The sequence below is a fragment of the Micromonospora sp. NPDC023966 genome, assembly GCF_040639095.1.
Classification (GTDB): Bacteria; Actinomycetota; Actinomycetes; order Mycobacteriales; family Micromonosporaceae; genus Micromonospora.
In genome coordinates this window covers 72291-85741 of the sequence record NZ_JBEZZJ010000026.1, presented here as the reverse complement: position 1 = coordinate 85741, position 13451 = coordinate 72291, and the positions used below count along the sequence as shown (strand labels likewise).

General features: G+C 71.8%; 16 protein-coding genes. 13 read left to right on the top strand and 3 right to left on the bottom strand.

Features of this window, described 5'->3' with window-relative positions; genetic code table 11:
- On the bottom strand, window positions 1-221 hold a 221-nt coding region (locus tag AB0F68_RS26270), incomplete at its 3' end, for an ATP-binding cassette domain-containing protein (RefSeq protein ID WP_357342922.1).
- A 236-nt stretch (window positions 222-457) separates the two neighbouring features.
- Here AB0F68_RS26270 and AB0F68_RS26265 point away from each other — a divergent pair.
- The 6 genes from AB0F68_RS26265 (at window position 458) to AB0F68_RS26240 (ending at window position 7950) form a co-directional block, all read left to right on the top strand.
- Window positions 458-1006: a Uma2 family endonuclease gene (locus AB0F68_RS26265; RefSeq protein WP_357342920.1), complete on the top strand. Its 549-nt coding sequence runs from the start codon at window positions 458-460 to the stop codon at window positions 1004-1006.
- 33 nt (window positions 1007-1039) lie between these two features.
- Window positions 1040-2476: a TldD/PmbA family protein gene (locus AB0F68_RS26260; protein ID WP_357342918.1), complete on the top strand. Its 1437-nt coding sequence runs from the start codon at window positions 1040-1042 to the stop codon at window positions 2474-2476.
- Complete coding sequence (locus tag AB0F68_RS26255; RefSeq protein ID WP_357342916.1) at window positions 2473-3867, top strand: metallopeptidase TldD-related protein; 1395 nt, start codon at window positions 2473-2475, stop codon at window positions 3865-3867. Before AB0F68_RS26260 ends, AB0F68_RS26255 begins: the two co-directional genes overlap by 4 nt.
- Window positions 3868-4115: 248 nt before the next feature.
- Window positions 4116-4922: a hypothetical protein gene (locus AB0F68_RS26250; RefSeq protein WP_357342914.1), complete on the top strand. Its 807-nt coding sequence runs from the start codon at window positions 4116-4118 to the stop codon at window positions 4920-4922.
- 10 nt (window positions 4923-4932) lie between these two features.
- On the top strand, window positions 4933-6843 hold the full coding sequence (locus tag AB0F68_RS26245) for a fumarate reductase/succinate dehydrogenase flavoprotein subunit (RefSeq protein WP_357342912.1): 1911 nt from the start codon (window positions 4933-4935) through the stop codon (window positions 6841-6843).
- Between the two features lie 3 nt (window positions 6844-6846).
- Window positions 6847-7950 (top strand): succinate dehydrogenase/fumarate reductase iron-sulfur subunit, encoded by a 1104-nt coding sequence (locus tag AB0F68_RS26240; protein WP_357342910.1) that lies wholly within the window; start codon window positions 6847-6849, stop codon window positions 7948-7950.
- A gap of 85 nt (window positions 7951-8035) precedes the next feature.
- On the opposite strand, the gene AB0F68_RS26235 is transcribed toward AB0F68_RS26240, so the two are convergent.
- Window positions 8036-8473, bottom strand: coding sequence for a (deoxy)nucleoside triphosphate pyrophosphohydrolase (locus AB0F68_RS26235; RefSeq protein ID WP_357342908.1), 438 nt, complete (start codon window positions 8471-8473; stop codon window positions 8036-8038).
- A 184-nt stretch (window positions 8474-8657) separates the two neighbouring features.
- On the opposite strand from AB0F68_RS26235, the gene AB0F68_RS26230 reads away from it, so the two are divergent.
- The 4 genes from AB0F68_RS26230 to AB0F68_RS26215 all read left to right on the top strand — a co-directional run bounded on the left by AB0F68_RS26230 (window position 8658) and on the right by AB0F68_RS26215 (window position 10502).
- Window positions 8658-8966, top strand: a complete 309-nt coding sequence (locus AB0F68_RS26230; RefSeq protein ID WP_189195554.1) for a 4a-hydroxytetrahydrobiopterin dehydratase — start codon at window positions 8658-8660, stop codon at window positions 8964-8966.
- 167 nt (window positions 8967-9133) lie between these two features.
- A complete protein-coding gene (locus AB0F68_RS26225; protein WP_357342906.1) occupies window positions 9134-9319 on the top strand; it encodes a hypothetical protein in 186 nt (61 codons plus the stop codon).
- A 92-nt stretch (window positions 9320-9411) separates the two neighbouring features.
- Complete coding sequence (locus tag AB0F68_RS26220; RefSeq protein WP_357275802.1) at window positions 9412-9774, top strand: PH domain-containing protein; 363 nt, start codon at window positions 9412-9414, stop codon at window positions 9772-9774.
- A 2-nt stretch (window positions 9775-9776) separates the two neighbouring features.
- Window positions 9777-10502: a class I SAM-dependent methyltransferase gene (locus tag AB0F68_RS26215; RefSeq protein ID WP_357342905.1), complete on the top strand. Its 726-nt coding sequence runs from the start codon at window positions 9777-9779 to the stop codon at window positions 10500-10502.
- Window positions 10503-10523: 21 nt separating this feature from the next.
- Here AB0F68_RS26215 and AB0F68_RS26210 read toward each other — a convergent pair whose 3' ends face one another.
- Window positions 10524-10979 (bottom strand): hypothetical protein, encoded by a 456-nt coding sequence (locus AB0F68_RS26210; protein WP_357342903.1) that lies wholly within the window; start codon window positions 10977-10979, stop codon window positions 10524-10526.
- Between the two features lie 60 nt (window positions 10980-11039).
- Between AB0F68_RS26210 and AB0F68_RS26205 the strand changes: the two genes are divergently transcribed.
- From AB0F68_RS26205 to AB0F68_RS26195, 3 genes are all read left to right on the top strand, one after another.
- Complete coding sequence (locus AB0F68_RS26205) at window positions 11040-11756, top strand: ElyC/SanA/YdcF family protein (protein WP_357342901.1); 717 nt, start codon at window positions 11040-11042, stop codon at window positions 11754-11756.
- Window positions 11757-11854: 98 nt separating this feature from the next.
- Window positions 11855-12367, top strand: a complete 513-nt coding sequence (locus AB0F68_RS26200; protein ID WP_357342899.1) for a GNAT family N-acetyltransferase — start codon at window positions 11855-11857, stop codon at window positions 12365-12367.
- Between the two features lie 78 nt (window positions 12368-12445).
- The gene (locus AB0F68_RS26195) at window positions 12446-13393 is read left to right on the top strand and encodes a hypothetical protein (RefSeq protein WP_357342897.1); all 948 of its coding nucleotides are present in this window, start codon (window positions 12446-12448) and stop codon (window positions 13391-13393) included.
- Window positions 13394-13451: the final 58 nt, after the last annotated feature.

The following is a 13451-nucleotide window of genomic DNA, read 5'->3' as shown; positions in this document are numbered from 1 at the left end:
GACGTGACGCTCTTGCCCGACCCCGACTCCCCCACGATCCCCAGAGTCCGACCCCGCTCCACGGCGAACGACACCCCGTCGACGGCCTTCACCACACCGTCCTCGGTGTCGAACCGCACCCGCAGATCCCGGACCTGGAGATAGGGGCCCTCGCCGGAGCGCTGCTCCGGCACCTCGGGACGGTCCGGCTCCCCGGACGGCACCGACTCCGAACTGCCCATGACCGCCTCCCTCAGTGACGAAGAGAACTTACAACAAACTTCTGGAGGCGAAAATAAGCTACAGAACGCGGCCTGTCAGCGGCCCGAGCGTAACGACTGGGTCTCCGACCTGAACAGCCCTCACCTGGACATTCATGGTTGCGACTGGACGTCGTCGCCTCGTGGTCGCACGTGAGGTGCGACCATGGGTGCGGCGACCAAGGGAAGATTCGCGCCGGCACGAGGTGGAGGTGACGATGACCGCGGCGGTGTTCGACCACGACGGCCCGTGGACGGAAGAGGAGTACCTCGCCCTCGGCGAGACGCAGCAACGCGTCGAACTCTTCGACTGGAGCCTTTACGTGACCCCCGGACCCACACCCCTGCATCAGAACATCTCGGGCGAACTACGCGCTGTGCTCCGTCAGCCGGTGCGGGAGGCGGGACTGCGGGTGCTCGAAGCGGTGAACGTCCGCCTGAGGCCCGGTCGCATTCCGATTCCTGACCTGGTCATCACCAACAACGTCGACCTGCGCGTGCTCGTGATCGACGCCAGTGACGTCCACCTGGTCTGCGAGATCATCTCGCCGAGCAACGCCGCTACCGACAAGGTGCTCAAGATGCACTACTACGCGGCGGCCGGGATCGAGTGGTATCTGCTCATCGACCAGGAGACCCTGACCATGCACCTCCACCAGCGGCAGGGCGCGCACTACGTCGAGCGGTCCGTCACGAAGGCGGGCGAGGCACTGGAACTCACCGAGCCGGTCCGCGCCACGATCCGGCCGGAGGAACTGCTCGGCTGACTAGTGTCGGCCGGGTCGCCTAGGGTCGGGCGCATGACCGGATTCGACGCGGCGACCGCCGCCGTCCAGGCCGCCCTCGACGCGGGAGCCCGGTACGCGGACGCCCGGGTGATGCACCGCCGCTACGAGTCGATGTCGGCCCGCAACGGGGACATCGAGGAGCTCACCCAGGACGAGAGCATCGGGCTCGGCGTCCGCGCGCTGGTCGGGTCGAGTTGGGGCTTCCACGCCGTACCCGAGCTGTCGGACGCCGCGGCCCGCGACGCCGGGCGACGCGCCGCGGCGATCGCCACCGCGAGCGCGCGGGTCCCCGGCCCGCCGATCGACCTGGTCCCGGTCCGGCCGACGGTGGCGAGCTGGGCCTCGGCATGCGACGTCGACCCGCTCGGCGTGCCGCTCTCCGACAAGGGCGACCTGCTGGTGCGTGCCACCACGACGATGCGGGAGCACGGGGCCGACCTGGCCGAGGGGCTCTACCAGATCTGGGACACCGCCAAGTGGTTCGTCTCCAGCGAGGGGCACCGGATCGACCAGCGCATCCGGGAGTGCGGCGGCGGCATCTCGGCCACCTCGATCGGCGACGGCGAAACCCAGCGCCGGTCCTACCCGAGCTACCGCGGCCAGTACGGCACCACCGGCTGGGAGCTGGTCACGTCGCTCGACCTGGCCGCGCACGCCGCCCGGATCGCCGAGGAGTCCCGGGAACTGCTCACCGCCCCCGAGTGCCCGTCCGGCGAGACCGACCTGATCCTCGGCGGCGAGCAGCTCGCCCTCCAGATCCACGAGTCCGTCGGCCACGCCATCGAGCTTGACCGGATCCTCGGCTGGGAGGCCGCCTTCGCCGGCACGTCCTGGCTGGACCTGACCCGGCTCGGCACGCTGCGCTACGGCTCGGAGCTGATGAACGTCACCATCGACCCGACCATCCCCGGCGCGCTGGGCAGCTTCGGCTTCGACGACGAGGGCTCCCCGGCGGTCAAGCGGGACGCGGTCCGCGAGGGGCGCTGGGTGGGGGTGCTCGCCGGCCGGGACTCGGCCGCCGTCGCCGGCCTGGACTACGGCGGCAGCGTACGGGCGGACGGCTGGGCCCGGCTGCCGATGGTGCGGATGACCAATGTGGGCCTGGAACCGGGCCCGCACACGCTCGACGAGATCATCGCGGCCACCGACGACGGGGTGCTCATGGACCTCAACCGCTCCTGGTCCATCGACGACAAGCGGCTCAACTTCCAGTTCGGCTGCGAGGTCGGCTGGGAGGTGAAGAAGGGCCGCCGGGGGCGGATGCTGCGCAACCCCACCTACACCGGGATCGGGCCGGTCTTCTGGCGCTCGATGGACATGCTCTCCTCCGACATCGTGCCGTGGGGCACGCCCAACTGCGGCAAGGGGCAGCCCGGCCAGACCGGGCACACGGGCCATCCGGCCGCCCCGGCCCGCTTCCGCAACGTCCGGGTGGGGGTGCGGGCATGAGCGAGCTGGACCTCGCCGGCCAGGTGGTGGAGCTGGTCCGGCGGCTGGCCGGGCCGGACGCCCAGGCCGAGGTGGTGGTGACCCGGACCGACCTCGCGCTGACCCGGTTCGCCAACTCGTTCATCCACCAGAACGTCGCCGAGTCGGGCACCTCGGTCCGGCTCCGGCTGCACGCCGACGGGCGCACGGCCGCGGGCAGCGGCAGCCTGGTCGACCCCGACGGGCTGACCGCCCTGGTCGAGCGGACCCTGACCGCCGCCCGGCTCGGCCCGCCCGACCCGGCCTGGCCGGGGCTCACCACGCCGGCGCCGGTCCCGTCCGGCGCGGCCGTCGACGAGGCCACCGCGGCCGCCTCGCCCGACGAGCGGGCCGCCCGGGTACGCGCCTTCGTGGACGCGGTCGAAGGGCTGGAGGCCGCCGGCTACTGCCGGACGGCGTACCGGTCCGGGGCGTTCGCCAACTCGGCCGGGCACTCGGCGGTGGGGCGGGCGGCCGAGGCGGCGATGGACGGCATCGCCCGGACCGGCGGCGCCGACGGGGTGGCCCGGCACTGCGCCGACCGCCTGGCCGACCTCGACGGCGCGGCCCTGGGCGCCCGGGCGGCGGCAAAGGCGCGGGCCGCGGCCGACCCGGTCGAGCTCCCTCCGGGGCGCTACGAGGTGGTGCTCGAACCGGCCGCCGTCGCCGACCTCCTGCAGAACCTCGCCTGGTACGGCTTCAACGGCAAGCGGTACGCCGAGCGGCAGTCCTTCGCCGAGCCGGGCACGGCCCAGTTCGACCCGGCGGTGACCCTGGTGGACGACCCGCTGCACGCCTCCGGGCTGCCGTACGACCTGGAGGGCACGCCCCGGCGGGCGCTGACCCTGGTCGAGGCGGGCACCACCCGGGCGGTGGCGCACGACCGGCGCAGCGGCGCCGAGGCGGGCACCGGGTCCACCGGGCACGGGATGGTCGGCGCGTCGACCTTCGGCCCGCTCCCGCGCAACGTCCGCCTGCTGTCGACCGACGGCCCGGCGGAGGTGGCCGCCGGGCAGCTCAGCGCCGGGGTGACCGGCGCGGTGGCCGACCCGGACACCGCCGCGCTGGTCGCCGGCATGGCCCGGGGCCTGCTGGTCAGCGACTTCTGGTACACCCGCGTGCTGGACCCGAAGCAACTGGTCGTCACCGGGCTTACCCGCAACGGCGTCTGGCTGGTGGAGGACGGGGTGCCCACCCGGGGGGTGCGCGACTTCCGGTTCACCGAGTCGTACCCGCGGGCGTTGGGCCCCGGTCGGGTGCTCGGCCTCGGCCGGGCGCCGGTCCGCCAACCGGACCGGGTGGACGGCTTCTGGTGGGAGACGCCGACGCTGCGGCTGGCGTCCTGGAACTTCACCGGCGGCGCGTCCGGCTGAACACGCCGACCCCACGCCGATATTGATCATGGTTCGGGTCTTTCCAAGCTGCGGGACACACGGGACACTGCGTTGCGCGGCCGGGCCGCGAAGATCGGCGTAACGTGTGTCACTTAGCTGCGCCGGTCCGCCGGTGCGGTCGTTGGTGTGCGCAAGACGTGGCAGTGGACGCGGTCTCGCCGGTCCGCTGACCGGTACGGAAGGTGTGATCCGCCGCCCCCGTGAGGGCGCCGTCAGGGAGACGACTAATGACATCAACGGCAACGAGGCCGCGGGGAGCGCGCGGGCGCGCCGCGATCGCGGCCAAGACGTTGCGGACCGACCGCTGGTGGTTCGCGCCACTGATCACCGTGGTCGGGCTCAGCGCCTGGGTCATCTACGCGACGGTCCGAGTCTTCATGCACAAGTGGTACTGGGTGGACCAGTACCACTACCTGACGCCGTTCTACTCCCCCTGCGTCACCGAGCGGTGCGTCGAGGGCTCCTCGCACTTCGGCAGCTTCCTGCCGGGCTGGTGGATCATCCCGGACGCGGCGCTGACCCTGCCGTTCCTGCTGCTGTTCCGGCTCACCTGCTACTACTACCGCAAGGCGTACTACCGGTCGTTCTGGCTGTCGCCGCCGGCCTGCGCCGTGCCGGACGGGCACCAGGCGTACGGCGGGGAGACCCGGTTCCCGCTGCTCGGCCAGAACCTGCACCGCTACTTCTTCTACGCCGCCGCGATCATCTCGCTGATCAACACCTACGACGCGATCTACGCCTTCCACTCGCCCAAGGGATTCGGCTTCGGCCTGGGCAACCTGGTCCTGCTGCTCAACGTGGTGATGCTCTGGGCCTACACCATCTCCTGCCACTCCTGCCGGCACATCATCGGCGGGCGGCTCAAGCACTTCTCCAAGCACCCGCTGCGCTACCGGGCGTGGAGCGGCGTGTCCTGGCTGAACGTCCGGCACATGCAGCTCGCCTGGATCACCCTCGGCACCCTGGCGCTGACCGACTTCTACGTCATGGCGGTGGCGGCCGGCTGGTTCAACGACCTGCGGTTCATCAACTGAGAGCCTGGACATGACTGAGACGCGAATCGAACGACACCACTACGACGTCGTCGTGATCGGGGCCGGCGGCGCCGGCCTGCGCGCGGCGATCGAGGCCCGGCTGGCCGGCAAGAAGACCGCAATCATCTCGAAGTCGCTGTTCGGCAAGGCGCACACGGTGATGGCCGAGGGCGGCGCGGCGGCCGCCATGGGCAACGTGAACTCCCGGGACAACTGGCAGGTGCACTTCCGGGACACCATGCGCGGCGGCAAGTTCCTCAACAACTTCCGGATGGCCGAGCTGCACGCGAAGGAGTCGCCGCAGCGGATCTGGGAGCTGGAGACGTACGGGGCGCTCTTCGACCGGACCAAGGACGGCAAGATCTCCCAGCGCAACTTCGGCGGCCACGAGTACCCCCGGCTGGCGCACGTCGGCGACCGCACCGGCCTGGAGCTGATCCGCACCCTGCAGCAGAAGATCGTCTCGCTGCAGCAGGAGGACAAGCGGGAGTTCGGCGACTACGAGGCCCGGATCAGGGTCTTCTCCGAGACCACCATCACTGAGCTGCTGCTCGACAACGACCGGGTCGCGGGCGCGTTCGGCTACTACCGCGAGTCCGGCGAGTTCATCCTCTTCGAGGCCCCGTCCGTGGTCCTCGCGACCGGCGGCGTCGGTCGCTCCTACAAGGTCACCTCGAACTCCTGGGAGTACACCGGGGACGGTCACGCGCTGGCGCTGCGCGCCGGGGCGACGCTGATCAACATGGAGTTCCTGCAGTTCCACCCGACCGGCATGGTCTGGCCGCCCTCGGTGAAGGGCATCCTGGTCACCGAGTCGGTCCGCGGCGACGGCGGGGTGCTGAAGAACTCCGAGGGCAAGCGGTTCATGTTCGACTACGTCCCGGACGTCTTCCGCAAGCAGTACGCGGACAACGAGGCCGAGGCGGACCGCTGGTACAAGGACCCGGACAACAACCGGCGCCCGCCGGAGCTGCTCCCCCGCGACGAGGTCGCCCGCGCCATCAACAGCGAGGTCAAGGCCGGTCGGGGTACGCCGGCCGGCGGCGTCTTCCTGGACATCGCCTCCCGGCTGCCGGCCGAGGAGATCCGCCGCCGGCTGCCCTCGATGTACCACCAGTTCAAGGAGCTGGCCGACGTCGACATCACCAAGGAGCCGATGGAGGTCGGCCCGACCTGCCACTACGTGATGGGCGGCGTCGAGGTGGACCCGGACTCCGGGGCGGCGTACGGCACGGTGCGCGGGCTGTTCGCCGCCGGTGAGGTCTCCGGCGGCATGCACGGCTCCAACCGGCTCGGCGGCAACTCGCTGTCGGACCTGCTGGTCTTCGGCAAGCGGGCGGGCGGCCACGCCGCCTCGTACGCCGAGCAGCTGACCTCGCGCCCGGCGGTGTCGGTGGCGGCGGTGGAGGCCGCGGTGGAGACGGCGCTGGCCCCGCTCCAGCGGGACACCGGCGAGAGCCCGTACGTCCTCCAGCAGGACCTCCAGGCGGTGATGGGGGATCTGGTCGGCATCATCCGGCGGGAGGGCGAGCTGGTCGAGGCGCTGGCGCGGCTGGCCGAGCTGCGCGAGCGGGTAGCCAAGGTGAGCGCGGCCGGCGGCCGCCGCTACAACCCGGGCTGGCACCTCGCCCTGGATCTGCGCAACATGCTGGTGGTCTCGGAGTGCACCGCGAAGGCCGCCCTGGAGCGGCAGGAGTCGCGCGGCGGGCACACCCGGGAGGACCACCCGGCCATGGACCCGAAGTGGCGGCAGGTGAACCTGGTCTGCTCGCTGGACGGCGACGCGGTCCGGCTGGCCCGCAAGCCGCTGCCGAAGATGCGCGCGGAGCTGATCTCGCTGTTCGACCGGGCCGAGCTGGCCAAGTATCTGACCGATGAGGAACTCGCCGAGTTCGACGCCCTCACCGAGGAGGAGCGCTGAGGAATGGGCACTGATCCGAACCAGGCGACCGGCAAGCCGGGCGCGAAGCGACCCTTCCGCATCTGGCGGGGCGACGAGAACGGCGGCGAGCTGCGGGACTACACCGTCGAGGTGAACGAGGGCGAGGTCGTCCTCGACGTGATCCACCGGCTCCAGGCCACCGACGCGCCGGACCTGGCGTGCCGGTGGAACTGCAAGGCCGGCAAGTGCGGCTCCTGCTCCATGGAGATCAACGGCAAGCCCCGGCTGAGCTGCATGACCCGGATGTCGACGTTCGAGGAGGGGGAGACCGTCACGGTCACCCCGCTGCGCACCTTCCCGGTCATCCGGGACCTGGTCACCGATGTCTCGTTCAACTACGAGAAGGCGCGGGAGACCCCGGCGTTCGCGCCGCCGGCCGACGTGGCCCCGGGCGACTACCGGATGCAGCAGGTGGACGTCGAGCGCTCGCAGGAGTTCCGCAAGTGCATCGAGTGCTTCCTCTGCCAGAACGTCTGCCACGTGATCCGCGACCACGAGGAGAACAAGCAGGCGTTCTCCGGTCCCCGGTTCTTCATCCGGGCCGCCGAGCTGGACATGCACCCGCTCGACGCGAAGACCGACCGCAAGGAGTACGCGCAGTCCGAGATGGGCCTGGGCTTCTGCAACATCACCAAGTGCTGCACCGAGGTCTGCCCCGAGCACATCAAGATCACCGACAACGGGATCATCCCCATGAAGGAGCGGGTCGTCGACCGCAGGTACGATCCCCTCGTGTGGCTTGGTAGCAAGATCTTCCGGAGGGGTCAGGTGCCTCAGACCAGCGTGACCAGCGGGCATTCGAGCGGTGCCGTGACCGCCAGCGCCGCCCACGGCGGGGTGCATTCGCACGCCGGCGGCTCGCACGACACGGGGGCCGAGCGGCAGGCGCAGCAGGGCGTCAACTGGCACCGCGAGGTGCCGCATCCGACCGCCCCCGCGGTCGACGTCAACGGCAAGCTGCCGCTGACCGAACTGACCTTCGACCGGGCCGCCGCGCCGTCGCCGTTCGGTGACGACGTGACCTTCCCGCTGCCGCCGGAGCACCTGAACTTCGCCCACCCGCAGCAGGACGAGCCGAAGCACTGAGCAGCACGACGACAACGACGACGGGGGCCGCGGCAGATGCCGCCGGCCCCCGTCCCGTTTCCGCCCCCGCGTCCGCTTCCGCTGTTCAGGCCTCGCTGAGCAGCGGGCGCAGGGCGGCGACGATCGGCACGTCGGCCGGCAGCCAGGGAACGGTGTCGAGTTCGGCGGCGGAGAGCCAGCGCAGGTCGGAGTGCTCCAGGGCCTTCGGCCGGTCACCATGGAGCAGGCGGGCCAGATACACCCGGAGGACGGAACGGCCGTGGGCCATCCGCACGTCGCGGCCGAGCCGCGTGCCGATCTCCACGTGGACGCCGAGTTCCTCGGCGCACTCGCGGATCAGCGCGTCTGTCTCGGTCTCCCCCGGCTCCACCTTGCCGCCGGGGAACTCCCAGCGACCGGCCACCTCCGGTGGCGTGGAGCGCTCGCAGGCCAGGACCCTGCCGTCCTCGATGATCGCCGCCCCGACGACCACCCTCGGCTCCCGTCGGTCCTGCCCGTTCCCGCTAACCCGTTCGGTCTGCACGGCCGTCCAGCGTGCCAGATCAATCGGCGGTTTGGGTAGCTGAGTCGACCGTCAGGCCAGCAGAACACGGAAGTGTGGGCGTGGACACACCATCTGTGCGACGACAGACTAGAGGGCGTCGACTGGGACACGGGATGGCGACGATTTGGCCACAAGCCGGCAACGACGCCTGGGAGGTGCGGTGATGCGCGTGCTGTTCAACGGCCGGGCGAAGCACGACTACCTCAGCGACGCGCTCGCCCTGCTGTCCGGATGGACCCGGGAGGGCGAACAGATCCGGCGCACGCTCGTCCTCGACGACACCCAGCACGCCGCGCTCACCGAGCGGGTCGCGGTGGTCGCCGACGCGCTGCGCCTACGCCCGGAGATCAGCCGCCGGGCCGACCGCACCCACATCAAGGTGGGCCACGGCGACGGCGAGCCGCTCACCGAGGGTGAGGTCCTGCTTGCCGCTCGCATCGAGGACGCGGTCCGGGCGGTCACCGCCTCCTGAGCGGCTTCTTGACAGTTTGCTGAAAGTTTCCGGTTAGCAAGTAAATCCGTCGGGGTAGTAAGTCCGACACGGCGCACGTCGACCGCGACGTCCGGCACCTGCACCGGCACGGCGAGGAGACCAAGCCGGCGTGGAAGACCACGGAACTGGCGGTCTACCTGCTCTCTGTGATCGGCGTCCTGATCGCCTCGAACGCCGTCGGCGACGGCGCTGCGGACAACGGTGGCGACTACTTCGCCGCCGACAAGGCCTGGTGGTACATCACCCTGCTGACCGTCGGTTACCTGATCAGCCGCGGCCTGGCCAAGGCCGGCAGCCGCAGCCGCGACCACGACCCGCGCGTCGACCACTGACCCGCTTCTCCGGCAGCCCCGTCCAGCTGGACGGGGCTGCCGCCGTTCGCCGGCCCCTCAGCCGCTGGCGCGCCCCGCCTACCGTTGGGGACATGGCCGATCCGACGTACGACCGCAGGGAGCAGTTCCAGCAGATCCAGAGCGGGCTCCTGCCCGGCGAGCAGATCATCGCCGTCTACGACGCGATCGGCACGGGCACCGGGTTCATCGGCCTGACCGACCGCCGGGTCATCATCCAGGACCGCTCCTTCGTCGGTAAGCGGCACGCCATCACCAGCATCCCGTACGCGAAGATCACCAGCGTGAGCGTGGTCAGCAACAAGTCATGGGGCGGGTCGTTCTTCTCCACCGGGGCGATCGCCGTCCACGTCGGCACGCACACCTACGAGGTGGAGTTCCGGGGCGCGCAGAAGGCCCACCACGTGCACAACGTCATCCTCCACCACATCTCCTGACCGTGCCGGTACACCTGACTGCGGCGCTCTACGACGCGGAGAACGCGTGGGGGCGCGACGACGACTTCTTCCTCCACTTCGTCGGGGCGGCGCCGGCCCGGGTCCTCGACCTCGGCTGCGGCACCGGGCGGCTCACCCTGGCCCTGGCCGCCGCCGGCCACCGGGTCACCGGCGTCGACCCGGAGCCGGGGTCGCTCGCCGCGGCCCGGGCCAGGCCCGGCGGCGACCGGGTCACCTGGATCCCGGGCACCGCCGCCGACCTGCCCGACTCGGCGTACGACGTGGCCGTGCTGACCAGCCACGTGGCGCAGGAGATCCGGGACGACGAAGCGTGGGCGGACACCCTCCACCACCTGCGCCGGGCCCTGGTCGACGGCGGGCGGCTGGCGTTCGACTCCCGCGACCCGGCCGCGCGGCGCTGGGAGCGCTGGAACCCCGCGGACTCCCGCCGCCGGCTCGCCCTGCCTGACGGCGCCGTGGTGGACGCGTGGACGGAACTGACCGCGGTGCGCGACGGCCTGGTCAGCTTCCTGCACCACTACCTGCTGCCCGACGGCACGGAGGTGCACACCCCCGGCACACTGCGCTTCCGCACCGAGGCGGACCTGCGAGCGGCTCTCGCCGCGGCCGGTTTCACCGTCGACCGGGTGCTCGGCGGCTGGGCCGGGGAGCTGGCCGGCGCGAGCGACGACGGAGAGCTGATCGTGCTGGCCCGCGCGGCGCAATGACCCGGGCAGCGAGGACGGCGGTCAGCGCCGGTACGCCAGCTTGAAGTCGAGCGCCCAGTCGGCGCCGTCGGCGGACCGTTCCCAGCGGCCGTCGATCGCGGCGCCGTCCTCGCGCAGGTCCCCGGTGAACCGCTGGTGGAAGCCGGGCGCCTCCCGCCACATCCGCCAGACGCCGTCGGCGAACGTCATCCGGTAGACCCGGTGCACGCCGCGGGCGTCGGTGTAGAGCACGGTGAACTCCTCCTCCGCGTCGTCTAGGCCGATGAGCTGGGTGGTGGGAAGCGGGTTGTTCTCGCGCCACGCCCGCGGCGCCGTCTCCGGCACCGGCTCCGCGTCGCTGAACTGGCGGAGGAACCTGCCCTCCTCCACCCAGGTGAACTCCGTCCAGCCGGCGCCGAGACCCTCGACCTCCGGCTGCACGGTCCACCGCCCGACGAGCACGTCGAGCCGCGCGAGCGCGGGATGCCGCTCCCCCATGTCGTCCTCCTCCTGCTCCTGGGAATCCGGTGCTCGCCGCCGCCTGACAGAATCGCCCGCATGCGGGGGCGATTCACGCGCGTCAAGGGATGGTGCACCAGCCGCAGACCGACCGTACGCTGGATCCGCCGTGCCCTGGTGGTGGTCGTCGCGGGCGCGGCGCTGCTGGCCGCCGGCACCGGGGCCAGCGTGGTGTGGGTCCGCGGCGGCGCCGAGGGACACCTGTTCACCGAGGCCGACGTGCCGGAGGCCCCGGTCGCCCTGGTCCTGGGCACCAAGGTGGAGGCCGATGGCGCCCCGTCGCCGTTCCTCACCGCCCGGCTGGAGATCGCGCAGCGGCTCTTCGCCGCGGGCAAGGTCCGGGTCATCCTGGTCTCCGGCGACCACATGAACTACGACTACGACGAGCCCGACGCGATGCGGCGCTGGCTGGTCGACCGGGGCGTGCCGGCGGAGAAGGTGGTGCTGGACCACGCCGGCTTCGACACCTACGACTCCTGCGCGCGGGCCCGGCGCATCTTCGGTGTGGAGCGAGCGACCGTGGTGACCCAGTCCTTCCACCTGCCCCGCGCCGTGGCGGTCTGCCGGCACCTCGGCGTGGCGGCCAACGGCGTGGGCGACGACACCGCCCGCCGGTACGCGGACCGGTGGCGGATCAGCGCCACCCGGGAGTACGGCGCCTGCGTGAAGGCCGCGGTGGACGTGTTCTCCCGTCGCGATCCCGTGCACCTGGGCCGCCGGGAGACCGGAGTGGACGACGCCCTGCGCGCGGGGTGACGGCCGGCCGGCCGGCCGGCGGTCGGGCCGCGGCGTGGTGAAGCTGGCGTGACAGGGCCGAGCAGTGGTCGCAAACGGGCCGGCGCTATCGTCGCCGGGTGCCCGAGCTGATCGCGCCCACCGTCCGGCTGCACGCCGCCTGGCTGGCGGCGCACGCCGAGTGGGGTCCCGGCCAACACGAGGACGGTTTCGGCCTGCGCCCCGCCGACGAGGTGGTCTCCCCCACCGGCTTCGCGACCTGGGTGGCCCGGTTGGCCGACGAGCGGACACCGGATCCGGGCGAGGTGCCGTGCACGTACCGGTGGATCGTCGAGGATGACCGGGTGCTCGGCGGGATCGCGCTGCGGCACGACCTGGACGATTTCCTCCTGCGGGTCGGCGGCCACATCGGATACGGCATCCGGCCGTCGGCCCGGCGTCGGGGCCTGGCCACCTGGGCCCTGGGCCGGATGCTCGACGAGGCACGCGGGCTCGGCCTGGACCGGGTGCTGGTGACCTGCGCGGACGGGAACGTCGCCTCGGCGCGGACCATCGAGCGCCAGGGTGGCGTCCTCGAGGACGTCCGGGACACCGAACTGGGCCGCGCCCGGCGTTACTGGATCACGCTCTAGGCGCTGTGCGCGCGCCCCCACCCGGGGTGAGAGTCCTGGTACATTCGCGCTTCGCCGCGACCGAAAGAGGAACTGCGCATGACCGGCACGGGGGCCGAATCTGGCGCAGGACCGGCGATGGACCCGGTGCCGGGCACCGGACCAGCCGATCCTTCCGCGCATCATCCACTCGGGCAGTCGCCGCCGGGCTACGGCTCGCCGCCGTACCCGCCGCCCGCGGCGGAACAGCCGTCCGCGCCGCCGCCGATGGTGGCGCCGTTCGGGTCGCAGCCGCCGGCGGGCTGGTCGCCGCCACCCGGCCCGCGCAACCGCACCCTCGTCGTCGCCGCCGTGATCGTGGGCGTGGTGCTGCTGGTGGGCTGCCTCGGCCTTACCGGCGGGGTGCTCCTGCTGCGCTCCGCGACGAACACCGCATCCGGACCGGTGCGGGAGGCACCCCTGCCCGTCGCGACCGACCCCAGCCCCGCCGCGACGGCCGCGCCCGACGTCAGCGAAGAGCCGGTGCAACAGGGGCCGCAGGCCAGCGCGTACCCGGCGGAGGAGATCTCCGACCTGAACCGGGTGTGCGACGACGACGTCTACTACCCGCAGTCGCCGAAACGGGCCGGCAAGGCGCCGCACCCGATGGTGCTGCTCCTCGATGACGGCTCGGGCCTGCGCTACCAGGACGGCACCTACTACTTCTCCCAGGGCCTGTCGAAGAAGGTGGAGCAGACCTGGGCGCCGGAGGAACCCACCAAGGTGCGGATGGTCGCCTGCCTGGACCGGGTCAGCACCGGCACGACGATCCGCCGCTGCAAGTACGACGACCCGAAGCCGCTGACGTTGACGTTGCTGCGGGCGGGCTGGCGCCTCCGGGTCTACGAGGTGTCGACCGGCCGGAAGCTGCTCGACAAGGCCATGACCGGCGACGACCAGGCGTGCCCGTACATCGTCCTGGCCGGCCCGGACAAGAAGATCTACGCCAAGGTCAGCGACCGCGCCGCCGTCGCCGCGCTCCGCAAGCTCGTCAACGGATCGGCCTGAGCCGGCGGGTCCGCGCTACGGCCTGTGTGGGACCGTCGGCGGGGGCGCGACGGCACGC

Coding starts and splice junctions, on each gene's coding strand:
- AB0F68_RS26265 (WP_357342920.1), top strand. CDS start 458: ATGACCGCGGCGGTGTTCGACCACGACGGCCCGTGGACGGAAGAGGAG.
- AB0F68_RS26260 (WP_357342918.1), top strand. CDS start 1,040: ATGACCGGATTCGACGCGGCGACCGCCGCCGTCCAGGCCGCCCTCGAC.
- AB0F68_RS26255 (WP_357342916.1), top strand. CDS start 2,473: ATGAGCGAGCTGGACCTCGCCGGCCAGGTGGTGGAGCTGGTCCGGCGG.
- AB0F68_RS26250 (WP_357342914.1), top strand. CDS start 4,116: ATGACATCAACGGCAACGAGGCCGCGGGGAGCGCGCGGGCGCGCCGCG.
- AB0F68_RS26245 (WP_357342912.1), top strand. CDS start 4,933: ATGACTGAGACGCGAATCGAACGACACCACTACGACGTCGTCGTGATC.
- AB0F68_RS26240 (WP_357342910.1), top strand. CDS start 6,847: ATGGGCACTGATCCGAACCAGGCGACCGGCAAGCCGGGCGCGAAGCGA.
- AB0F68_RS26230 (WP_189195554.1), top strand. CDS start 8,658: ATGCGCGTGCTGTTCAACGGCCGGGCGAAGCACGACTACCTCAGCGAC.
- AB0F68_RS26220 (WP_357275802.1), top strand. CDS start 9,412: ATGGCCGATCCGACGTACGACCGCAGGGAGCAGTTCCAGCAGATCCAG.
- AB0F68_RS26210 (WP_357342903.1), bottom strand. CDS start 10,979: ATGGGGGAGCGGCATCCCGCGCTCGCGCGGCTCGACGTGCTCGTCGGG.
- AB0F68_RS26205 (WP_357342901.1), top strand. CDS start 11,040: ATGCGGGGGCGATTCACGCGCGTCAAGGGATGGTGCACCAGCCGCAGA.
- AB0F68_RS26195 (WP_357342897.1), top strand. CDS start 12,446: ATGACCGGCACGGGGGCCGAATCTGGCGCAGGACCGGCGATGGACCCG.